Annotated in this window: 19 protein-coding genes and 1 riboswitch; of the genes, 17 read left to right on the top strand and 2 right to left on the bottom strand. The window is 48.8% G+C overall.

All coding sequences use genetic code 11. From position 1 onward, the window contains the following. Positions 1 to 154 precede the first annotated feature (154 nt). From KNQ06_RS15435 to glsA, 3 genes are all read left to right on the top strand, one after another. A complete protein-coding gene (locus KNQ06_RS15435; protein ID WP_050678995.1) occupies positions 155 to 1,012 on the top strand; it encodes a DnaJ C-terminal domain-containing protein in 858 nt (285 codons plus the stop codon). A gap of 6 nt (positions 1,013 to 1,018) precedes the next feature. Then, positions 1,019 to 3,595: an ATP-dependent chaperone ClpB gene (clpB, locus tag KNQ06_RS15430; RefSeq protein ID WP_214806208.1), complete on the top strand. Its 2,577-nt coding sequence runs from the start codon at positions 1,019 to 1,021 to the stop codon at positions 3,593 to 3,595. 127 nt (positions 3,596 to 3,722) lie between these two features. Beyond that, positions 3,723 to 4,655, top strand: coding sequence for a glutaminase A (glsA, locus tag KNQ06_RS15425; protein WP_023467099.1), 933 nt, complete (start codon positions 3,723 to 3,725; stop codon positions 4,653 to 4,655). Here glsA and KNQ06_RS15420 read toward each other — a convergent pair. Further along, on the bottom strand, positions 4,646 to 5,434 hold the full coding sequence (locus tag KNQ06_RS15420) for a CHAD domain-containing protein (RefSeq protein ID WP_149426803.1): 789 nt from the start codon (positions 5,432 to 5,434) through the stop codon (positions 4,646 to 4,648). The two genes, glsA and KNQ06_RS15420, sit on opposite strands and share 10 nt — an antisense overlap. 92 nt (positions 5,435 to 5,526) lie before the next feature. On the opposite strand from KNQ06_RS15420, the gene KNQ06_RS15415 reads away from it, so the two are divergent. The 5 genes from KNQ06_RS15415 (at position 5,527) to KNQ06_RS15395 (ending at position 12,948) form a co-directional block, all read left to right on the top strand. Next, complete coding sequence (locus KNQ06_RS15415; RefSeq protein ID WP_058265717.1) at positions 5,527 to 6,882, top strand: MATE family efflux transporter; 1,356 nt, start codon at positions 5,527 to 5,529, stop codon at positions 6,880 to 6,882. Beyond that, on the top strand, positions 6,879 to 9,437 hold the full coding sequence (mprF, locus tag KNQ06_RS15410) for a bifunctional lysylphosphatidylglycerol flippase/synthetase MprF (protein ID WP_133208502.1): 2,559 nt from the start codon (positions 6,879 to 6,881) through the stop codon (positions 9,435 to 9,437). Before KNQ06_RS15415 ends, mprF begins: the two co-directional genes overlap by 4 nt. Positions 9,438 to 9,620: 183 nt before the next feature. Next, positions 9,621 to 10,778 (top strand): N-acetylglucosamine-6-phosphate deacetylase, encoded by a 1,158-nt coding sequence (gene nagA, locus KNQ06_RS15405; protein WP_215148728.1) that lies wholly within the window; start codon positions 9,621 to 9,623, stop codon positions 10,776 to 10,778. Beyond that, positions 10,775 to 11,536, top strand: a complete 762-nt coding sequence (gene nagB, locus KNQ06_RS15400; RefSeq protein WP_215148726.1) for a glucosamine-6-phosphate deaminase — start codon at positions 10,775 to 10,777, stop codon at positions 11,534 to 11,536. The genes nagA and nagB overlap by 4 nt, the downstream gene beginning before the upstream one ends. A 299-nt stretch (positions 11,537 to 11,835) precedes the next feature. After that, positions 11,836 to 12,948, top strand: a complete 1,113-nt coding sequence (locus KNQ06_RS15395) for an LCP family protein (protein WP_231681811.1) — start codon at positions 11,836 to 11,838, stop codon at positions 12,946 to 12,948. Positions 12,949 to 13,004: 56 nt separating this feature from the next. Here KNQ06_RS15395 and phnF read toward each other — a convergent pair whose 3' ends face one another. After that, positions 13,005 to 13,739, bottom strand: coding sequence for a phosphonate metabolism transcriptional regulator PhnF (gene phnF, locus KNQ06_RS15390; RefSeq protein ID WP_029340766.1), 735 nt, complete (start codon positions 13,737 to 13,739; stop codon positions 13,005 to 13,007). 128 nt (positions 13,740 to 13,867) lie between these two features. Between phnF and KNQ06_RS15385 the strand changes: the two genes are divergently transcribed. The 9 genes from KNQ06_RS15385 (at position 13,868) to dapD (ending at position 23,035) form a co-directional block, all read left to right on the top strand. Then, positions 13,868 to 15,016 carry an alanyl-tRNA editing protein gene (locus KNQ06_RS15385; RefSeq protein WP_215148724.1) on the top strand — a complete coding sequence of 383 codons (1,149 nt, stop codon included), beginning with the start codon at positions 13,868 to 13,870 and terminating at the stop codon, positions 15,014 to 15,016. After that, positions 15,013 to 15,441, top strand: a complete 429-nt coding sequence (locus tag KNQ06_RS15380; protein ID WP_023467111.1) for a GNAT family N-acetyltransferase — start codon at positions 15,013 to 15,015, stop codon at positions 15,439 to 15,441. The genes KNQ06_RS15385 and KNQ06_RS15380 overlap by 4 nt, the downstream gene beginning before the upstream one ends. A 118-nt stretch (positions 15,442 to 15,559) precedes the next feature. Further along, on the top strand, positions 15,560 to 16,765 hold the full coding sequence (locus KNQ06_RS15375) for an argininosuccinate synthase (protein ID WP_050678063.1): 1,206 nt from the start codon (positions 15,560 to 15,562) through the stop codon (positions 16,763 to 16,765). Continuing rightward, positions 16,762 to 18,132, top strand: a complete 1,371-nt coding sequence (argH, locus tag KNQ06_RS15370) for an argininosuccinate lyase (protein WP_215148722.1) — start codon at positions 16,762 to 16,764, stop codon at positions 18,130 to 18,132. The genes KNQ06_RS15375 and argH overlap by 4 nt, the downstream gene beginning before the upstream one ends. Positions 18,133 to 18,202: 70 nt before the next feature. Then, positions 18,203 to 18,380, top strand: a riboswitch (Lysine riboswitch). 113 nt (positions 18,381 to 18,493) lie between these two features. Next, positions 18,494 to 19,693 carry an aspartate kinase gene (locus tag KNQ06_RS15365; protein WP_047395005.1) on the top strand — a complete coding sequence of 400 codons (1,200 nt, stop codon included), beginning with the start codon at positions 18,494 to 18,496 and terminating at the stop codon, positions 19,691 to 19,693. A 13-nt stretch (positions 19,694 to 19,706) separates the two neighbouring features. Further along, positions 19,707 to 20,699: an aspartate-semialdehyde dehydrogenase gene (locus KNQ06_RS15360; protein ID WP_214772465.1), complete on the top strand. Its 993-nt coding sequence runs from the start codon at positions 19,707 to 19,709 to the stop codon at positions 20,697 to 20,699. A gap of 17 nt (positions 20,700 to 20,716) precedes the next feature. Beyond that, entirely contained in the window at positions 20,717 to 21,598 is an 882-nt protein-coding gene (gene dapA, locus KNQ06_RS15355; protein WP_023467119.1) for a 4-hydroxy-tetrahydrodipicolinate synthase, read from the top strand. Further along, the gene (gene dapB / locus KNQ06_RS15350) at positions 21,595 to 22,341 is read left to right on the top strand and encodes a 4-hydroxy-tetrahydrodipicolinate reductase (protein ID WP_023467121.1); all 747 of its coding nucleotides are present in this window, start codon (positions 21,595 to 21,597) and stop codon (positions 22,339 to 22,341) included. The genes dapA and dapB overlap by 4 nt, the downstream gene beginning before the upstream one ends. Next, positions 22,328 to 23,035: a 2,3,4,5-tetrahydropyridine-2,6-dicarboxylate N-acetyltransferase gene (gene dapD / locus KNQ06_RS15345; protein ID WP_029340774.1), complete on the top strand. Its 708-nt coding sequence runs from the start codon at positions 22,328 to 22,330 to the stop codon at positions 23,033 to 23,035. The genes dapB and dapD overlap by 14 nt, the downstream gene beginning before the upstream one ends. Positions 23,036 to 23,038 lie beyond the last annotated feature (3 nt).

Raw genomic sequence — 23,038 nt, 5'->3', positions numbered from 1 at the left:
TATAACATGGTTCAGTCGGTGAAACTTGTTTGTCGCAAGGACGTAAAGTGAAAAGAGAACAGAATGTCAGAAAAAAGTTTGACTATATTTGACCAATTAAGATACGACTTTTATAATTAAGGTAATGAAGTATAGGAAAAGGAAGTGAATTCGAATGGCAAAAGACTACTACCAAACACTCGGTGTCGCAAAGGATGCATCGAATCAAGATATTAAGCGCGCGTACCGCAAATTGGCAAAGCAGTATCACCCAGACGTCAATAAAGAGGCGAGTGCGGACCAGCGTTTCAAGGATATCCAAGAAGCCTTCGATGTGCTTGGAGATGAGGAAAAACGAGCGAAGTATGATCGATACGGCAGTAACTTCGATCAGATGGCAGGCGCTGGAGCTGGTGGCGCTGGAGATTACGAAGATCTGTTCCGACAGTTCGGAGGTGGTGGACGGACACGACCTGGACAATCGTTCGGATTTGAAGATATGTTCGGTTCGTTCTTTAGTCAGGAAGAAGTGTCGACCGATGAAGAGCTTGAATTGACGGTCCCACTCAGTCATCTCAGTACGAACGAAAAAGTCACGGTGCGTCTTGCGACGGGTTCGATCCAGCTGACGCTTCCGAAAGACGTCTATGACGGTAAAAAAGTTCGCTTACGTGGAAAAAGTTCAATGCGTAACCGACAAGGTGTCGCGGGAGATGTTTACGTGACGATTCACTTGAAGGATGACGATCAGTTCCGACGGGTCGACCAAGACGTCATTTCAACCGTCCGTGTTCATCCGACGACGCTTGTGCTCGGAGGCGAAGTCGTCGCAGATACGCTTGAAGGGAAACGAATCAAACTGAAAGTCAAACCGGGCACGAAACCAGGAGCACGACTCCGGATTCCAAATCGTGGTCTGAGTCAAGCGAATGGTCATCGTGGGGCGTTACTTGTCCAACTCGAAGTCAAGTTACCTGAGATGGACCGTGCCTTTTATGAAGAGTGGGAACGTCAACTTGCAGTGAAGGAGTGATCAAGGATGGATTTTGAACGTTTAACGGATCGGGCACACGAGGGAATCGTCTCTGCCCAAGCGATCGCGAAACAACGTCGTCATAGTGAAATCACAGAATGGCATTTGTTACTTGCCTTACTTGCTCAAGAAGAAGGGATTGCACGAGTCGTCTTTGAAAAGCTGAATCAACGGATTGAGACATTGAATGGAGCGATTGACGAGGCGATTGGTAAACTTCCTGCTTTGTCCCAGGCGACGACGCCTCGGATCGGTAGCTCGTTGCTGAACGTGTTGACGGAAGCAGAGACGGAAGCACGTCTCATGCAGGATGACTATGTCTCCGTCGAACACTTATTGCTAGCATTGATCAAACAATCAAGTCCAGCAGCTCAATATTTACGTCGTCAAGGCATCACGGAAGAGACACTCCGAGAAGCGATCGTCAGTATGCGAGGCAATCGGAAGGTCACGACGAAAAATCCCGAAGAGACGTTTGATGTGCTGAAAAAATATGGACGTGATCTCGTAGCGGATTTCCGGTCTGGGAAAACAGACCCGGTCATCGGCCGTGATGATGAGATTCGACGTGTCATCCGGATTTTGAGTCGGAAGACAAAGAACAATCCCGTCTTGATTGGAGAACCCGGCGTCGGGAAAACGGCAATCGTTGAAGGACTCGCGCAACGGATCGTCCGAGGAGATGTACCGGAGAGTCTGAAGAACAAGCAGTTGTTCAGTTTAGACATGAGTGCGCTCGTCGCTGGTGCGAAATACCGTGGTGAGTTCGAAGAGCGACTGCAAGCAGTCTTGAATGAAGTCAAGGAAGCCGAAGGACAAATTCTCTTATTCATCGATGAGCTGCATACGATTGTCGGTGCCGGGAAGACGGACGGCGCAATGGATGCCGGAAACATGCTCAAACCGATGCTTGCGCGAGGAGAATTGCACTGTATCGGTGCGACGACGCTGGATGAGTACCGGAAGTATATCGAAAAGGATCCGGCGCTCGAACGTCGCTTCCAACAAGTCCTCGTCGCGGAACCAGATGTCGAGGATACGATCTCCATTCTGCGTGGACTAAAAGAACGGTTTGAGATTCACCACGGTGTACGGATTCATGACAATGCGCTCGTCGCGGCGGCGATGTTATCCGATCGGTATATTACGGATCGGTTCATGCCGGATAAGGCGATCGATCTCGTTGATGAAGCATGTGCGATGATTCGGACCGATATGGAGTCGATGCCAGCTGAGCTCGATTCACTCGTTCGTCGGGTCATGCAGCTCGAAATCGAGGAAGCGGCGTTAAAAAAAGAAACGGATGAAGCATCTCGGAAACGACTTGCCGTCTTACAGCAAGAACTCAGCTCTGTCCGAGAAGACGAGAGTGCGCTTCGGACACGATGGGAACGAGAAAAAGAGAGTTCGCAAAGTGTCCAGCAGTTACGTGCGGATCTTGAGAAGGCAAAACTGGCGTTACAAGAAGCGGAAGGGCGCTATGATTTGAACCGAGCATCGGAAATCAAGTACGGTCAAATTCCGGATCTTGAGGCACGTCTGAAAGTCGCGGAAGAGTCATCTGAACACGTCTCACACGAACTCGTTCGAGAAGCGGTGACGGAAGAAGAGATATCCGACATCGTTTCGAAATGGACCGGCATTCCAGTGACGCGGCTTGCGCAGGGCGAACGGGAAAAATTACTTTATCTTGAAGATACGCTTCATGAGCGTGTCTTCGGTCAAGACGAAGCGGTCCGTCTCGTCGCGGACGCTGTCATTCGAGCGCGAGCAGGCATCAAGGATCCGAACCGCCCGATTGGCTCGTTCTTGTTCCTCGGTCCGACAGGGGTCGGGAAGACAGAACTCGCAAAAGCCTTGGCAGCCGCGATGTTCGATAGTGAAGATCACATCGTCCGCATCGATATGTCGGAGTATATGGAAAAACACAATGTCTCCCGTCTCGTCGGTGCGCCTCCGGGATACGTCGGTTATGAAGAAGGCGGTCAATTGACGGAAGCCGTTCGACGGAGTCCGTATTCGGTTCTGTTGTTCGATGAGATCGAAAAAGCGCACGGCGACGTCTTTAATATTTTGCTTCAGTTGCTCGACGATGGTCGATTGACGGATGCGCAAGGACGGGTCGTCGACTTCAAAAACACGATCGTCATCATGACGTCAAACATCGGAGCACCCATCCTGCTTGAAGCCGCCAAAGATGGTGTCATCGATGCAGCGGAAGAGGAAGCCGTTCGCCAAGAACTGAAGCGCCACTTCCGACCGGAGTTCTTGAACCGGATCGATGATACGATTTTATTCCATCCACTCCACCGGACGGAAATCGAACGAATCATCGACAAAGCGGTCGAGAAAATGAGTTCACGTTTATCTGGACGTGGCATTACGATTGATGTCACGGATGCTGCGAAGACGTTGATTTTCGAAGAAGCCTTCGAACCACAATACGGGGCGCGTCCAATCAATCGTTATATGCAACGAACGATTGAGACGAAACTTGCCCGTGCCTTGATCAGTGGGGCGATTCAAGATGGCGCCCGGATTGCGATTGACGTAGAAGACGGCGAACTAGTCGTCCACGGATGAAGCAGATGCTAGAAAAAGGAGTCGACTCGGCTGAAACGAGTCGACTCCTTGTAGCGTTTACGGAAGAACCATATCCGTATTCGTCAGATGCGTGATAAGCTAGAAAAAAAGAGAAAGAGGGAACGCCATGAATGTTACACAAGCCCAACTCGAGGAGTTGATTGAAGAATGCCGTCCGTATACAGTGCTTGGACAAGTCGCCAGTTATATTCCAGAGCTTGCGAAGGTTGATCCGACACAACTCGGAATCGCCGTCTGTAATGCCGACGGGACGTTCGTTTCGGCAGGTGATGCGGATACGATGTTTACACTACAGAGTGTATCGAAGATCATCACGCTCGCATTCGTTCTCGAGACATTCGGAGAAGATTATGTTTTTTCAAAAGTCGGGATGGAACCGACAGGCGATGCGTTCAATTCGATCGCAAAACTTGAAGAGACGATTCCGACAAAACCGCTCAATCCAATGATCAATGCAGGGGCACTAGCCGTGACGAGTATGCTACCGGGAACGGATGCTGCCGATAAATTACTTCAATTGCGTCAATTCATCGCAAAGCTATTGGATATTGAAGTAGAAATGGTAAAATATGACGCAGATGTCGCTGAATCAGAATTCGAAACGACGGATTTGAATCGGGCGTTGCTCTACTTCATGCGCTATCACGGTGTCATCGAAGGCAATGTCGAAGAAATCATCGACGTCTATACGAAACAATGTGCGATTTTGACGAACTGTAAAGGACTTGCCATGATGGGGAAAATTTTGAGTACATCCGGTAAGACGCCATCAGGACGCCAAGTCATTTCACGTCGGAACGCACGAATCATTCGAGCAATCATGACGACGTGTGGCATGTACGATGCATCTGGAGAATTTTCCGTCCAAGTCGGGCTTCCAGGAAAAAGTGGTGTTTCCGGTGCAGTCGTTGCTTGCGGTCGAAGTGATTTCGATATGGCCGATCTCGGAATCGGTGTCTTTGGACCATCGCTTGATGCCAAAGGGAACTCGATTGCCGGAACAAAGATGCTGGAATTACTCGTTCAACGTCATCCATGAGCGATTTCAATCTGATCAAGCGCAGAACGTAGTTCGTCCTCTAACCGCTTGATCTGACGCAAACGCTCTTCTTGATAAGCAGATGGAACCTCGAAAGAGCGCCATCTTTCTAATCGCTGATACGTGTCATTGATGTGTCCGAGTCGTGTCTGGGTTGCCTTTAGACGATCGACAGCAGACTTCGGTTGATGCGTGTAGGGACGAAGATACTCGACCGTATAACGGTATGCTTTTGTAGCAAGCCGTAATTCATGCATCCGTTCGACACGCTTCGTTCCATCCTTTCGTTGCACTTTTTCAAATTGTTCACGTTTTTTTTCATAGCGTTTCTCAGCGGCCTGAATCAGCTCTTTTTCTGACATCCGTTTGAGGCGCTTTGTCATCGGACCGGCTAAAAAGCGACGAACGGATCGATCCAGTTCATTGGAGATCAAGAGATGCATCGTCTCGATTAAAGTCGAACGTTTCCCTTGAAGTTGCAGAGCGACATGGTTCGCGAATAACTGATCGATTTCTGTTTTGTTTGAGGTTGCTTCGAGTTGTACGTCGAGGTCACGGACTTCGCCGAAAGCATGCATCAGCCGCTTCCAAATCAAATAAACGGGTTCCTCCGTTAAATCGACCAATCGGGCGAAGGTGATTAGTTTCCGTAACCGAATCCGCGCTTGATGGACATCTTCCGGATTTTCAAACGTTTGAGCCTCTTTGGCATAATGATTGAAGGTCGACCATGTCTCAAGCAGTTCGAAAGTCAGCTTTTCAGTATCTCGATGGTTCATGAGATGAATCCCTCCTCGGATTATTTTCGTAAGAGTTCAAGAGTGCTAGGTTTTAAAATTAAGGAGGACACCTCCTGAAATGTGGTGGAAACATGTTAGAAACAGTTACGTTCTCAGGAAAGATGAAGCAATTCATGAAAATTTTCTTTCCGATCCTCGTAACGCAAGTCGCGTTTTACTTAATTAGTTTTTTCGATACGGTCATGGCCGGTCGATATGGTTCTGCTGATTTAGCAGGCGTCGGGGTCGGAGCAAGTCTCTGGGCACCCGTCTACACAGGACTGACCGGTATTCTACTTGCCGTCGCACCGCTCGTTTCCCAAGCGATGGGAGCGAAACGCGAGCGGGAAGTCAAACGAATCGTCATGCAGGCGTTGTACGTTGCTGTCGTGATCATTGGTTTGACTGTCGTCATCGGACTTATTGCTGTCAATCCGATTCTCGAACGGATGGAGTTATCAGCAGAGGCGCGTGAAGTCGCGCGAAATTACCTCGTGATGTTAGCACTCGGAATCGTACCGATGTTCGTTTTCTTCGTGTTACGAACACTCGTCGATTCATTAGGCAAATCAAATATCACGATGGTCTTACTACTAATCTCTTTACCCATTAACGTCCTTTTCAATTATCTATTCATCTTCGGAAGCTTCGGTTTTCCGGAACTTGGTGGAGTGGGCGCGGGAGTTGCGACTGCCATCACGTACTGGATTCTTTGTCTAGCGATCATCGCTGTCGTCTTTAAAGGAGAGTTATTTCAACGCCTTGGGATTCTGCGGCGCTTTTACCGTCCAGACATGAAGCGAATCAAGGAATTGATTCTACTCGGTGCCCCGATTGGTCTTGCGATTTTTTCTGAAGTCAGTATTTTCTCGGCGGTCACGTTGCTGCTCGGAGCGTACGGCGATGTCATCATCGGTGCCTATCAAGCGGCCATTAACTTCGCTTCGTTTGTCTATATGATTCCATTATCTGCTGCGTCCGCTTTGACGATCACAGTCGGTTTTGAGGTCGGTGCCAAACGGATCAAGGACGCTGTCCAGTACGTTGTCATTGGATTGACGATGTGTGTTGCCGTCTCCTTGTTCTCTGGGATCTTATTGTACTTAAAGAATGAAGAACTTGCCGCTTTGTATAGTCGTGATCCTCAAGTCATCGAAGCAGCCGCACACTTCATGATTTTAGCGATTTTCTTTCAACTGTCGGATGCCGTTGCTGCACCGACGCAAGGTGCATTACGTGGATTCAAGGATGTCAATGTCACCTTCTTGTTGACGATTGCTGCCTACTGGGTCATTGGACTACCATTAGGTTTTTATCTCGAACGCTATACGACGCTCGGACCAGATGGTTACTGGTGGGGATTGATCATCGGTCTTGCGGTCGGAGCAACGCTACTACTTGTTCGTCTTATGCACTTAATCCGTAAATCAAGGAGGCTGGCAGCTTGAAATTCTCAAAACAACGCATCATGACGATTGCGAAGATCATCTTGCCGATCGTCTTGATTGGATTCATTTTTTATCAAGGACAAAACGAATTGCGTAGTTTATCGCTACAGGAGTCGATTCAAGCGATTCGTCAAGTCCCATCTTGGCAATTCATCCTGTTGATTCTCGCAGGTCTTGCGGCCGTCTCGACGATGTTCTTTTATGACTTCTTCTTATTACGTTCATTGGAGGCGAAAGCACCGATCGGACTGATTTTCCGAGCATCCTGGATTGCGAACTCCTTTAACGGCATCATCGGATTCGGTGGTCTCGCTGGGATGGCGATCCGCTCCGCTCTTTATCGACCATTCGTTGAAGGCGGTCGTTTGTTGAAGGCGATCGGCTGGATGGCACCGACGTTGATCAGTGGATTGTCCATCTTATCTGCCTTATCGCTTCTACACGTTTTTCCGGCGTTTGAAGTGCTCGATTTAAAAAAATGGCTGTGGCCCGTCATCATTGGTGTCGCATTCTTCTTTCCACTCTATCTGCTGTTCTCGTTTCGACGAGGCAATAGTAGCATCCATCCGAAATCGATTGCGTTATATTCACTCGTTTCACTCGCAGAATGGTTCAGTGCTGGCGTTGTCGTCTATCTGATCTTGGCAGCGCTCGGAACGGATGTTAGTTTCTCAAAAGTCATCGGTGTTTTCATCATCGCTGCGACAGCCGGTTTGATCTCGATGGTACCGGGTGGGTTTGGTTCGTTTGACTTAGTGTTTTTGATCGGCATGCAGCGTGCGGGTGTCGAGGAAGGCATCGTCTTGACAGGATTATTGATCTACCGTCTTGTCTACTACTTGATTCCGTTCCTGATCGGTGTCATTTTCTCAGCTCGGGAGTTCAGCGGTCCGGTCGTCAAGATGATCGAAGACAAACCGATCGTTGGTCCATCGATGGAGGTCGGGGGCGTCATTTGGCGCTTACAACTGCGATTCCTCAGTAAAATTCGTCATTTCACACTCGCATTGATCACACTCGTTGCCGGGATCACGATCTGGGGATTGGCGATTTTACCACCTGTCTCGACGCAATATGAATATTTGGAATCGAAATTACCGCATGAAGCGCTGTTACTCGCGAATAGTTTCTTCTTGATGGGCGGCTTATTGTTCGTCCTCTTATCGACAGCACTGTATCGTCGAACAAAACGGTCGTTATATATGATGTACGGGGCATCTTTTTTCGCCTTGATTGGAATGGCACTTCGTGGTTTTAACTTGATTTCTTTCCTTGCCGTCATCATCGTTCTCGTCTTGCTACTGATGTCGCGAAAAGCATTTCACCGAGAACGAACGCTCATTACGACGACACGGTTCATCCGGGTTGCCTTCGCTGGTCTATTGTACATTGGAGGATTCGTATTTTTTGGATACGCCTTCTATACACTCGGATCAGCAGACGGAACAAAAGTGTATCCGGCACATGAAATTTTCATGTTTGCAGCGAGTGCCTCTATCTTTGCGCTCGTTTATGTTCTCGTCTTCATCCGCTTATTCAATACATTCAATCAACCGGTTCTCGGTGAGCGATTCGATGCTGAAAAGATCGAGTTGGTGTTGCGTGAGCAGGGTGGGAATTATTTAAGCCATCTCGCGTTTCTAGGTGATAAACGTTTCTTCTTCTCCGAAACAGGACGTTCATTCATCCAGTTCAGTCAGACCGGCAATCGGATCATGGTCCTTGGCGACCCTAGTGGAGATCCGAAGGAACATTCACAAGTCATCGCGTCTTTCTTGCGTCGCGTCGAAGATCTTGGATATATTCCGAACATCTATCAAATTCAAGCGCAAAATATGTCTCTCTATCATGATTTTGGCTTCAACTTCTTCAAACTTGGTGAAGAAGCGATCGTTGATATTCCATCTTTCACTGTATCAGGAAAAAAACGAGCTGGACTTCGGTCGATTAAAAATCGCTTTGAACGAGAGGGCATGACGTTCGAAGTAGTCGAGCCACCTATTTCAGGAACTCTATTAGCAGAACTACAAGAGGTCTCCGACGAATGGTTAGGAGGGAAGTCCGAGAAAGGTTTCTCGCTCGGTTACTTCCACGAACCTTATTTAAACCGGGCACCGATCGGCATCATGCGTGAAGCGGAAGGACGATTGATCGGGTTCATGACATTCATGCCTGCTTACCAAGAAGGGGTCCTATCGATTGACTTGATGCGTTTTCGACCAGATGGACCGAATGGAATCATGGATGCGATGTTCATCCGACTATTCGAGTATGCGAAAGATGAAGGCTACCATACGTTCAACATGGGAATGGCTCCGCTTTCGTCCGTCGGAGAGGACGAGACGTCCTTCTGGCAAGAACGTGTGGCAGCGGATGTCTTCAATAATATTCGCTACATGTATAGTTTCACCGGTCTACGACGATACAAAGAAAAGTACGATCCAAAATGGGAAGGACGATATCTTGCTTACCGCAAGCGTCAATCGTTACCGATGGCAATCTTAAAAGCAACGCGTCTGATTTCTCGAAAGAAAGACCGGATTTTATTACCATGATCGACTGACGCATGAAGTCGGCAATCGACGGGTATACAAAGGGCGACCCTATATCTACGGATATGCGGGATCGTCCTTTTATAATTTCTTTTAAATGTACAAAGGTCTATACAACTAGAATTAATCGCGTTATACTAGATACGGAAGCAAGTCATGGAACGGATAGAGAAAGGAAGATGCCAGATGACAGTGATCATCAATGCTCGGATTTACACGGGAGAGCAGACGATTGAAGACGGCTTCATTCGTTTTGACCGAACAATCGAGGCGATTGGACCCATGTCGAAATTCGAGGAAATCGCAGGAGAAGAGATGATCGATGCGCAGTATCAATCACTCATTCCGGGAATGATCGATGTGCATATTCATGGGGGATATGATGTCGATGTCATGGATGGAGATGCCGAGAGGTTGCGTCATTTCAGCCGACAGATGTTACAAGAAGGTGTGACATCATTTTTAGCGACGACGATTACTCAGGACTGGGGAAATATCACACGCGCGCTTGAGACGGTCCGAGAAGTCGTAGCGCAAGACGATACAACGATCGTCGGCGTTCATCTTGAAGGACCATTCATCAATCCGGATTATGCGGGTGCACAGCCTCACGAACATATCGTCGAACCGGATGTCGAGCAGTTCTTGAAATGGCAAAAAGCAGCAGGGAACACGATCAAGCTCGTCACATACGCTCCGGAACGCCCGGGAGCACGGGCGTTCGAAGAAGCGGTGCGCTTGACGGGTGCGATTCCGTCAGCCGGACATACAGACGCGACGTATGCCCAAAACCAAGCCGGTCACGTCACGCATGGTACCCACCTCTACAATCAAATGCGGGCACTTCATCACCGGGAACCAGGCACGGTCGGATATTGCCTCCTGACACCAGACGTCTATGCGGAGATCATTCCGGATGGGATTCACAGTGCGCCAGAAATGGTAGACTTCGCCTACCGAATGAAAGGCGCAGATCGACTGATCGTCATCACGGATGCGATGCGTGCAAAAGGATTAGCTGATGGTGAATATGAGTTAGGTGGTCAGGCTGTATTCGTTCGAGACGGTGCGGCACGTCTTGAAAACGGTAGCTTAGCTGGAAGTGTCTTAACGATGGACGCCGCCTTACGGAATATCATCGCCTATACAGGCTGTTCGCTCGAAGAAGCGGTTCGCATGACATCGGTCAATGCGGCAAAAGAATTTCAATTGACTCAAAAGGGAAGCCTCTCGGTCGGCAAGGATGCGGACATCGTCCTGCTCGACGAAGCGCTACACATTCAAGAAACGATTCATCGTGGTACGCGACACCGGATCACGAACGGAAAGGAGTCTACCTCATGAAATGGATGATCGTAGAAAAAGGAGAAGAATTAGCACAGGTGGCCTATCAATTTTTGAAACAGGAAATTGAGCGTCACCCGGAAGGTTTGACGGTAGGACTGGCAACGGGAAGTTCACCGGTCGGCGTTTATGAAGAATGGCGGAAGAATTCGCTCGATTGTCGACATGTGACGACGGTTAATCTAGACGAATATGTCGGTCTCAGCCCAGAGCATCCACAAAGTTATCATACGTTCATGCAAGAGCATCTATTCAAAGATGTCGCGTTTAAGGAATCATTCGTTCCAATCGGGGACACAGAAGATCCCGTGCGCGAAAGTGAACGATATGAAGCGCTCGTCCGCAATCGAGGAATCGACATTCAATTACTTGGAATCGGAGCGAATGGACACATCGCCTTCAATGAACCAGGTACACCGTTCGATGCTAAGACACACGTAACGGAATTGACAGAGTCGACACGAGAAGCGAACCAACGATTCTTTGATCGATTAGAAGAAGTACCGACGAAGGCGATCACGATGGGAATCGGTACGATCATGGAAGCGAAAAAGATTCTTCTCGTTGCTTCTAGTGAACGAAAGGCAGAAGCGGTTCGCGATATGATGGAAGGTGTCGCAACAACGGATTGTCCAGCAACTGTACTCAAGCGTCATGCTGATGTCATGGTGATCTTGGACGAAGAAGCTGCATCTTTATTGTCAGATGACGCTAAACGTACAGGACGAGCGGCTTATCTGAATTTCATGAAAGTATGACGATGGAAGAGCGATGAATCAAAAGGGATAGAGACAATCATTGGATTGACTCTATTCCTTTTTTTGATTCTGTTGAGCCTAGTCTCAAGCGATTTTTTATTTTGATAGAAAGGCATCAACAGGACATATACCAAGATCATTCAATCTCATGATACAGCGCACTAAGGGTCCATGATTTTTTCAGTGCAACGATTCCATACAATTTCTTTAATCGAAACGTAAATTGACATTTCATTAAATGTCCGGATAATGGAGATTAGCGAACTTTACGGAAAATTTACATGAAAATGAGGGTTTACATGATGGAAACGCGATCCGCACGAAAGAGACAGCCAAGTGCTGGCAAGATGTTCATGAAAGTCATCGCTGCACTCGTCCTGCTTGTCACAATCATCGGTTCTGGATATGCTGGAGCTGTTTTTATTAAAACGCAAGAAACATTGGCAAAGACGCAGATTAACATTCCCGGCTCGAAGGTGAGCTCTAAATATGATGATGTTCCGTCTGAATCGTTCTTGATTCTTGGAACGGATGAAACGAAAAAAAGTAAAGAACGAAATGAACCGGCGCGATCAGATGTCATGATCGTCGGGATCTTAAATAAAAAAACGGAACAATTAGTGTTGACGAGTATTCCGCGTGATTCACTCGTGAACATCGATTATTCGAAATACGATGTACCTTATGGTAAGACAGGTGTTGAGCAAGATAAAATCACCCATGCCCATTACTTCGGTTCGATGGATAAATCGAATTCCTATAATGGGATTAAATTAGCGCGTGAAACGACAGAAAACCTGCTCGGTATTCAAATCGATCACGTCGTTAAAGTTAATTTCCAAGGATTCGTTCAATTGATTGATGCATTGGACGGCGTAGACATCGATGTACGATATGCGTTCAAAGAGCAAGATTCAAAACGTAAAGCCGGTACTGTCACTGTTGATAAAGGTATGCAACATTTAACAGGAGAGCAAGCACTTGCTTACGTCCGGAACCGTCATGATGATCCGCTCGGTGATATCGGACGCGGTCAAAAACAGATGCAAGTCATTCAAGCGGTCGCCAAAGAAGCGGCAAGTTTCCGTTCCCTCAGTGCATACCGTGATATTTTGGATGCTGTCGGTGATAACGTCGAAACGAATTTAGGTCCGAACGATTATACACGCTTAGCAGATTTCACAGCAGCGTTACGTAACACGACGGAGTACCAACTCGCTGGAGAAGGTTATATTGGTATCAGCGGGAAATGGGAGTATCACCTCGATCCGAATCAATTGGAGCAAGTGAAAAGTAACTTAGCAAAAGCGATGCAAGGTCAAGAAGTCGAACCGATCAAGGAAGAGACAGACCCGGCACAAAGCACGACAGAAGAACCAGTGACGGAAACAGAAGCCGTTCCTGCTCAATAATATACGCTAAAAATCCCCTTGTATCATTGTCACTATACGACGATACAAGGGGATTTTTAGCGTTGTCGTTCCATTTCGACGGTGAAGGTATAGCGGTCTCCTCGGTAAGCAGAGATGACATATTCAAACGGTTGCTCCGTTGTAAGATACGTCAGTTGCTCGACAGATAAGACAGGCGAAGCGGTCGATAGACCAAGATGGCCCGCCTCTTCCTTCGTTGCCAGGCGTGATTCGAACGTTTGACTCGCACGCCCAAGATTTAATCCGCTCGCTTCTGCAAATGCATAGAGCGATGCGGTCGCGACGTCTTGATCGAGTCCAGGTAAGAGCTGTTCCGGGATATAGACGGTCTCAAGGGCAAGCGCTTGCTCATCAGCAATTCGTAAACGTTTCAGTTCATACACCGATGCCCCTTCGCGAATCCGTAGCTTATTGGCAATCGTCATCGAGGCGTCGATGATTTGATAGGAAAGTAGCGCACTCGTCGGTTCTAAACCTAAGTGCTCCATCTCTTCCGAGAAACTCGTCAATCCAGACAGTTGCATGACGATTTTTTTATTCGCGACGAATGTTCCACGTCCTTTTTGACGAATCAAGTAACCGGCGTTGACCAAGTTTGAAATGGCTTGTCGGACCGTCATTCGGCTGATTTGGTGCGCTTCCGCAAATTCGCGCTCGGACGGGATCAGATCGCCAGGTTGAAGAACACCGCTTTCGATTTGTTGTTTTAAGGCAGCTTCGATTTGATAGTAGATGGGGAGTGGTGAATTTTTATTGATATGCTGAATCACGGCATTTCGTCCCTTCGCGATCGGTAGTCTTTCGTCTAGTGTACTAGGAAAAAGGCAAGCCGACAAACGATTCTGGATGAAATATGGCATAATACAGAGTGAAACTGACAGAGAAAGGTGGTCGAGGTATGCGCCCCGAACAAATAGAATCCGATGTCCGAACCTTTCAGACATCCATTCGTGCAACAAAACAAGTAGATGGTTATTGGGTTGCTTTAGAGAAAAGTTACTTCTATCCGGAGAGCGGTGGACAGCCGGCGGATCGTGGAACATTGAACGACCAACCGGTCCTTGACGTTCAAATCGAAGACGGTGTCGTCTGGCACCAACTGGCGACGCCGCTCACAGGTGACGTCACCGGTATCGTAGATGACGCAGTCCGAATCGATCATGCGGCGCAGCATACGGCACAACATGTCATCTCTGCAATCCTACAAGATGAATCAAATATCAAGACACTCAGTTTTCGGACGGGAAGTGAGGTCTCGACGCTTGATATCGAGACACCTGAATGGACAACTATGCAACAAGAACAGCTGGATCGACGATTACGACATGTGATTGAACAAGGATTACCGATCACGGCGACAGAGTATGACGAGGCGGAAGCTCTACGCTTACCATTACGAAAAACACCACAAGTTGAAGGACGAATTCGTGTCGTTCAAATCGGCACACTCGATTATAGTGCCTGTGGTGGGACGCATCTTGATTCAACGGCACAGCTCGAGTCGATTCTCTTTACCGGAGTCGAGCGGGTTCGTGGAAATATTCGTCTGTCCTATGTCGCGAAGGAACGGGCATACCAACTCGTTCAGGCAGAACGACGAGCCTTACGGGAAGCGGCGCAAGCCTTGTCGGTCAAACCAGTTCAAATGCTAGAAGCCGTCCAAGCGTTACAAGAAGAGCAGAAACGCTTAACGAAACAGATCGAACACGCCCAGGAACAACTCGCAACGTTTACACTCGCTCATGCTCTAGAACAACAAGAAGGCATTCTTGTGTTCGAACATCTGGATGAAGAAATCAAAATATCCGAGCAGCTTGCTAAAGCGATTCAAGAAGCGGGACGCGTCGGCGTCGTCTGGAATGCGACGACGAACAAGTTACTGATGAGTAGTCCAGGTGAACCCCATCTCGGGAAGTTCGCTAAAGCACATGTCCAAACATTTAACGGGCGAGGCGGAGGAAGTGCGGTTCAGGCACAGGCACAATTTACGAATCGGGATGATGCGATGGCATATGTCGATCGATTACGGGAGGAATATCAGTCATGACAGTCATTCAAGTACGTACAGCAGAACAACATCAAGCCGTCCGGATGATCCGGGAGCGTGTCTTCGTCGAGGAGCAAGGCGTACCACGTCATCTTGAATACGATACACACGATGAGACAGCGATTCATCTGCTTGTCCTCGATGAGCAGAGTCGACCGGTCGCAACGGGTCGTACCCGTCCATATGACGACCAACGGATGAAGGTAGAGCGTGTCGCGACGCTAGCGACAGCGCGAGGAAAAGGATACGGTGGCGAGTTGATGCAGGCGATGGAACGAGTCGCACGTCGCGAAGGGAAGCAATTGCTAACACTCGGCGCACAAGTTCAAGCGATCCCGTTTTATCAAGGACTCGGGTATACGATCGTCTCCGATGAATTCGATGATGCGGGCATCCCGCACCGAACGATGGAGAAAAAAATGTAAGTCATTTTGAAAGAAATCCTGCAAAAAGGGTTTCTTTTTTTTGTTTTCTATGTATATATATAATTCATAATGAATTTTTATACAGACAGATGAATTTAAAACCAGGAGGGAATTATACATGTCGAAACAAAAATTGATCTTAGCGTACTCTGGGGGACTTGATACATCGGTAGCCATTAAATGGTTGAGCAAGGACTATGACGTCATTGCCTTATGCATGGATGTCGGAGAAGGAAAAGATTTATCCGTCATTAAAGAAAAAGCACTCCTCGTCGGTGCGATCGAATCGATCGTCCTCGATGTAAAAGAAGAATTCGCACAAGACTTCGTATTACCGGCACTTCAATATGGCGCGCATTACGAAAATGCCTATCCGTTGATTTCAGCGCTTTCGCGTCCGTTGATCGCAGAAAAGCTCGTCGAAGTCGCGCATCAACATGGTGCAACAGCGGTTGCTCACGGATGTACCGGAAAAGGGAACGACCAAGTCCGGTTCGAAGTTTCGGTCGCAGCACTTGATCCATCACTCGAAGTCATCGCACCGGTTCGGGAATGGAAATGGTCACGGGAAGAAGAGATCGCCTATGCGAAAGAAAACAACGTGCCGATCCCGATCAACCTCGACAGCCCATACTCAATCGACATGAACCTCTGGGGACGGAGTAACGAGTGTGGCGTCCTAGAAAACCCTTGGACAGAGCCACCACAAGACGCTTACGCGTTAACAGTAGCGCCAGAAGACGCACCGGATCAGGCAGAAGAAGTCATCATTGGCTTTGAAGCAGGTGTTCCGGTCTCGATCAACGGAACGACATATCCACTGGCGAAACTGATCACGGAACTGAACATCATCGCTGGTGCACATGGGGTCGGACGGATCGACCACGTCGAGAACCGTCTCGTCGGTATCAAATCGCGGGAAGTCTATGAGTGCCCAGGAGCAACGGTTTTACTCAAAGCTCACGCTGCACTCGAGACGATTACATTGACGAAGGACGTCGCGCATTTCAAACCACTACTCAGCAAACAATACGCAGAAACGATCTATAACGGTCTCTTCCATGCACCATTGACAAAAGGCTTGAAAGCATTCCTGACGGCGACACAACAGGACGTCACAGGAGAAGTTCGCGTTAAACTGTTCAAAGGAAACGCAACCGTGACAGGTCGTCAGTCCGCTGTCTCACTCTACGATGAGAAACTTGCGACGTATACGAAAGAAGACGCGTTCGATCATGAAGCAGCAAAAGGCTTCATCAAATTACACGGACTTGCCGTTTCGACTCATGCGAGCGTACATCGTCAGGCGGGTGTAACGAAATGACCAAACTCTGGGGTGGACGTTTTACGGAAAGTGCTTCCGCTCAAGCGGAAGCCTTCGGAGCATCGATCACGTTCGATCAAAAATTAGCGAGCGTCGATTTAAAAGGCAGTCTCGCACACGCGCAGATGCTATTTGAACAAGGGATCCTCGCTCAAGACGAGTGGACACAAATCGAGCAAGGACTGAAGCAACTGGAAACGACGTTAGCGGATCATGTGTATACGCTAGCAGATGAAGACATTCACATGAATCTCGAGCGTCTATTGACGGAACAGATTGGTCCGGTTGCAGGAAAACTGCATACGGCACGGAGCCGAAATGACCAGGTCGCAACGGATTTACATCTATGGATGGAACAACATGTTGAAGCGTTGACGACGGCATTACGCGAGCTCCAATCGGTTATCACGGAACAAGCTGAGCAACATATCGAGACGGTCATGCCAGGTTATACGCATTTGCAACGGGCACAACCGATCTCGCTTGCGCATCACTTGCTCGCTTATTTCTGGATGTTCGAACGTGATGTCGAACGGTTGACGGATAATCAAAAGCGGATCCGGAAATCACCGCTCGGGGCAGGCGCGCTCGCGGGGACGACATTCCCAATCGATCGTTTCCGTTCTGCCGAGTTGCTCGGTTTTGAGTCAATCTATCCGAACAGTCTCGACGCTGTCTCCGACCGCGATTTCGTCATCGAATACCTCGGGATCGCCTCGACCGTCATGATGCATCTCTCGCGTTTTTGTGAAGAAATCATCATCTGGGCATCGCAAGAATTTGGCTTCATCGAGTTGTCTGATGCTTTCTCGACAGGGTCGAGCATGATGCCACAGAAGAAAAATCCTGATTTCGCTGAATTGATTCGTGGGAAAACGGGGCGCGTCTACGGCAATCTGATGGGCTTCTTGACGACGATGAAGGCATTACCACTCGCTTACAACAAAGACATGCAAGAGGATAAGGAAGGGGTCTTCGATACAGCAGATACCGTTCTCCAATCCGTTCAAATCTTCACCGGAATGATTGAATCTGCGACGTTTAAGACCGAAGCGCTCAAGAAGGCGACAATGCAAGACTTCTCGAATGCAACGGAACTCGCTGACTACCTTGTAACGAAAGGCATACCGTTCCGGGAAGCGCATGAAATCGTCGGCAAAGCCGTCCTTTACTGTGTGCAGAACGGTTGTTTCCTGAAGGATTTGAACCTCGAGACGTATCAAACGTTCCATCCTGATATCACAGAAGACGTCTATCCGCTCCTCGATCCGGTTCAAGCAGTAGCACGCCGGACTAGCTACGGCGGGACAGGGTTTGCTGCCGTGTCGGAGCAACTCGAACTCACGAAACAGCATCTTGCGAATTGACGAATTTTGAAAAAAAACAGTCAAATGACTGGATTTAACAAAAGATGTCTGCTATAACTGTAACTAACAACCGACAGATAGAGGCGCGGATGACATGAGTAGCATCATTCTTGAAGGCAAGCATGCCGAATGATGTGAAAGGGGAAGTCCGCCGAAGTGAACGAGAAGATGCTTCTTCTTGTTTGCTGGTACAACGGTTAAGATCCGTTGTACTGCCGAAACCGATGTTTCGGAGCGCTATCTTACGTAAAAGAACGAATGACTTTGTCTTCGTTTGTCCGATCGTGATAACGACGGGCCGTAGGAACGCTCCTACCGGCCCGTCGTTTTTTTTCTGTATCGGGACAAAGGAGATAGGATTGTGACAACTGTACTTAAATTTGGTGGAAGCTCGGTTGCGACTGTCGAACAGATTCAGTCTATTGCGAATTATTTGAAGAGTCGCGCAGCCGAAGGTGAAAAACTCGTCGTCGTCGTTTCGGCGATGGGCAAGATGACAGATTCTTTGATCGCTCAGGCGCAAGCCATCACGGATCGCCCCGAGCGAAGAGAACTCGATCGACTGCTTGCCATCGGAGAAGAACAGACGATTTCATTACTCAGCATCGCCCTCAACTCGCTCGGTGTCAAAGCGTTATCGCAAACAGGCGCTCAAGCAGGAATCAGCACGATGGGCGTGCATACGAAAAGTAAGATCAAACAGATCGATGGAGATCTGTTACGACAAAAACTCGAAACGTACGATGTCGTCATCGTCGCCGGATTCCAAGGTGTCAACGAACTCGGTGATGTCACGACGCTTGGACGGGGTGGGTCGGATACAACGGCAGTTGCCCTTGCGGCAGTCCTTGATAAACGGTGCGAAATCTATACCGATGTCGACGGTGTCTATACAGCTGATCCACGAATCCACGCCGCCGCTCAACCGATTCCACATATCTCGTATGATGAGATGATGGAAATGAGCGCCCTCGGGTCGAAGGTCATGGAAATGCGAAGTGTCGAACTAGGAAAAAAATACGGCGTACACATCTTCGTCGGGAAAACACTTGAATCGAAAAGGGGAACATGGATCATGGAAGCGACGGAAACAATGGAACAAAAAGCGGTGACGAGTGTCAGTGTGACGAAGAACGTCTTGACGGTATCAATCAAACACGTACCGCAAACGAATGCAGCAGTAGCCGATATCTTCGAACTGTTATCCAATCGCCACGTCAACATCGACATGATCAGTCAAACGACGTTCGACAGTGACATCTTCTTATCGTTCTCATGTCCACTCGATGAGGAAGAGTTCCTCGATGAAGCATTGAAAGACATCATGGATCGCTTCACGACAGTCAAGGTCGATCGCCATAATCAGCACGCGAAGTTATCTGTCGTCGGCATCGGGATGCGGGATGCAACAGGTGTCGCTTCGAAGTTGTTCGCAATCTTCCGAGCGGAGAACATTCCGTTCTATCAAGTTACGACTTCAGAAATCAGCATCTCATACACGATTGCACAAGCAGATATTGAACGGACGGTTGCAGCGATTGCAAACGCGTTCGAGTTATAAGGAGGAAAACAGGATGTATCATGTAGCAGTCATTGGAGCAACCGGCGCCGTCGGTCAAAAAATGTTACAAGTACTAGCCGAACTGGACTTCCCGGTCAGCCGCCTGTCCGCTTACGCTTCTGCTCGTTCAGCAGGGAACACGGTACAGTTCAAGGAAGAAGCCATTACGATCCAAGCACTGACACCAAGTATCACGGAAGACGAGATTGACGTCGCGTTGTTCGCGGCGGGCGGAACGATCAGTGAACAATATGCCCCGTTACTAGCTGAAAACGGAACACTCGTCGTTGATAATTCAAGTGCTTTCCGGATGCAGGAGACGATTCCGCTTGTCGTGCCAGAAGTCAATCCACAAGCGATTCAAGTGACGGACCGCTTGATCGCAAATCCGAACTGTTCGACGATTCAATCCGTCGTCGCCTTAGCACCGCTCCAGTCACTGGGATTCGAGCGTGTCAACTATACGACGTATCAGGCCGTATCCGGTTCTGGTCAAAAAGGAATCGAGGATCTGGCACGTGGAGCACGCGGAGAAGAGCCCGTCAATTATCCGCATCCGATTCACGATAACATCTTGCCACATATCGATGTGTTCCTTGAGAACGGCTATACGAAAGAAGAGCAGAAGATGATTGACGAAACACGGAAAATCTTCAATCTTCCAGCACTACCAGTCAGTGCGACATGTGTGCGTGTTCCAGTCACGAATTCTCACTCGGTTGCGATCAACGTCACGTTTACGCAGCCGACGACGGTTGCAGCGATCCGTGAAGCACTTGAAGGCGCACCGGGCGTCGTCCTCATCGATGATGTCGCGAATACGCGTTATCCGATGCCACTCGATGCAAGTGGTACGGACGACGTCTACGTCGGTCGGATTCGACAAGATGATAGTCTCGCGAACACGTTCCATCTCTGGTGTGTAGCCGACAACATTCGAAAAGGTGCCGCCTCAAATGCCGTACAAGTCGCACGCCAAGCAATCGAACAGTCGATTCATTCATAAAAAAGGAGGAGTTCTTCATGTTCAAAGGAGCAGGTACAGCGCTCGTCACACCATTTAATGAAGCAGGCGAGTTGGATCTACACGTATTCGAACGCTTGATCGAGCAACAACTCGCAGCAGGAATTCAGGCGCTTGTCGTCGGAGGAACGACAGGAGAAGGATCGACACTGACGAACACGGAATTCGAACAACTACTGACGACTGCCGTTCAAATCACGGCAGGACGAGTACCAGTCATTGCCGGAACGGGTTCGAACAACACGGCAGCAACAATCGAGAAGACGTTACTCGCAGAGCGCCTCGGTGCGGACGCAGCGATGCTCGTCACACCGTACTACAATAAAACATCGCAAGCGGGTCTCGTCGCACATTTCACGGCGGTCGCTGATGCAACCGAATTACCAATCATGCTGTACAACGTTCCATCGCGGACAGGAGTTGCGATCGCAGTCGAAACAGCAGTGACGTTAGCACGTCATCCACGAATCCAAGCGTTTAAGGAGGCGAGTGGAGACGTCAGCTTCATGGGTGAACTGATGGCGGCGATTCCGGAAGATTTCGCGGTCTTCTGTGGAAATGATGATCAAATCCTGCCGTACATGGCATGGGGGGCACAAGGCGTCATCTCAGTTCTTTCGAACCCGTACCCAGCAGAGACACAAGCACTTGCTGAGGCGTTACTCGCACAAGATCTCGTCACAGCTCGCCGGATTCAGGCAGACTTGTTACCGGTCATCGGTGCCTTGTTCAGTGACGTTAATCCGATTCCAGTCAAAGCATCGCTTGAAGAACTTGGCTTTGCTGTCGGTGCGCCGCGCTTGCCGCTCGTCCGTCAATCGGAAGCGGGACATGCCCACTTACTCGAAACGATGCGGGCTTACAAAGGAGTGGTTCGATGAAACTCGCGTTACACGGTTATGGGGCGACAGGACAATACGTCGTCGAACTCGCACCACAAAGTGTCGTGGCGATCGTTGACCGGACGAAGTCATCCGATACGATCGCTTCATATGCCGAGCTAACAGAGATGTCAGAAACGGTCGATGCGATCATCGACTTCTCGCATCCGAGTTTGCTACCTGATCTGCTCGCATACGGGCTGGCGACAAAAACACCACTCGTTATCGCAACGACTGGTTTTTCTGAGGCGGAACTGGCATCGATTAAGGACGCCGCAAAAGAAATTCCGATCTTCCAGTCGTACAACATGTCGTACGGTATCGCGATGGTACAGCAACTGCTGAAGACACTTGTGCCACTAGCAGGAGCGTATGACATCGAATTGCTCGAGAAACATCATAACCAAAAAGTCGATGCGCCAAGCGGAACGGCTGAGTTGTTATTGCAAACGATTCAGACGGCACGTGACGTCACACCGGTATATGACCGGTCACAGACGCGGCAAAAGCGGGAGACGAACGAGATCGGGATGCACGCGATGCGCGGTGGAACGATCTTCGGAGAACACGAAGTCTTATTCGCAGGTGTCGACGAATTGATTGAAATCAAACATACAGCGCTATCGAAAAAAGTATTTGCTTCTGGTGCGATCAAAGCAGCTGAGGCACTCATTCAAAAAACAGCGGGACTCTATACATTAGAGACGCTCTACACACAGGAGGATTCACATGTTACTCACTGATGCTTACGAAATTGCTAAATTCATTAAAGATGCTAAAAAACAAACACCGGTAAAACTTTACGTCAACGGCGATTTGGCGGGCTTGACGATCGAAGGCGCTACAGCATTCGGATCAGATGAATCAAAGATTTTCTTCGCGGATGCAGGACTTGCGGCTACTTTCTTAGAAAAGTATTCAGATCGCATCACGGATGTTCACGTGGAGTATGACCGTCGCAACAGTGCGGTACCAATGCTTGATACACGTCACTTGAATGCGCGCATCGAACCAGGTTCATGGATTCGTGATCATGTCGTCATCGGTGACAACGCAGTCGTCATGATGGGTGCCATCATCAATATCGGTGCATCAATCGGAGATGGTACAATGATTGATATGAACGCTGTCGTCGGTGCACGTGGGACGATCGGGAAAAACGTTCATGTCGGCGCAGGTGCCGTGGTCGCGGGTGTCCTCGAACCACCTTCAAAAACACCTGTCATCATTGAAGACGGTGTCTTGATTGGTGCAAATGCAGTCATTCTTGAAGGCGTCAAAGTCGGCAAAGATGCCGTCGTCGCTGCTGGTAGTGTCGTCACAGAAGACGTACCTGCTGGAAGCGTCGTTGCTGGAACACCTGCACGTGTCATCAAACAGAAAGATGCGAAAACAGAAGAGAAGACGCAATTGGTGGATGATTTACGTTCACTCTGATTG

The organism is Exiguobacterium sp. s91 (assembly GCF_018618915.1).
In the GTDB taxonomy this organism is placed as follows: domain Bacteria; phylum Bacillota; class Bacilli; order Exiguobacteriales; family Exiguobacteriaceae; genus Exiguobacterium_A; species Exiguobacterium_A abrahamii.
The sequence above is the reverse complement of the archived record's forward strand: the minus strand, read 5'-3'. Positions and strand labels throughout refer to the sequence as shown.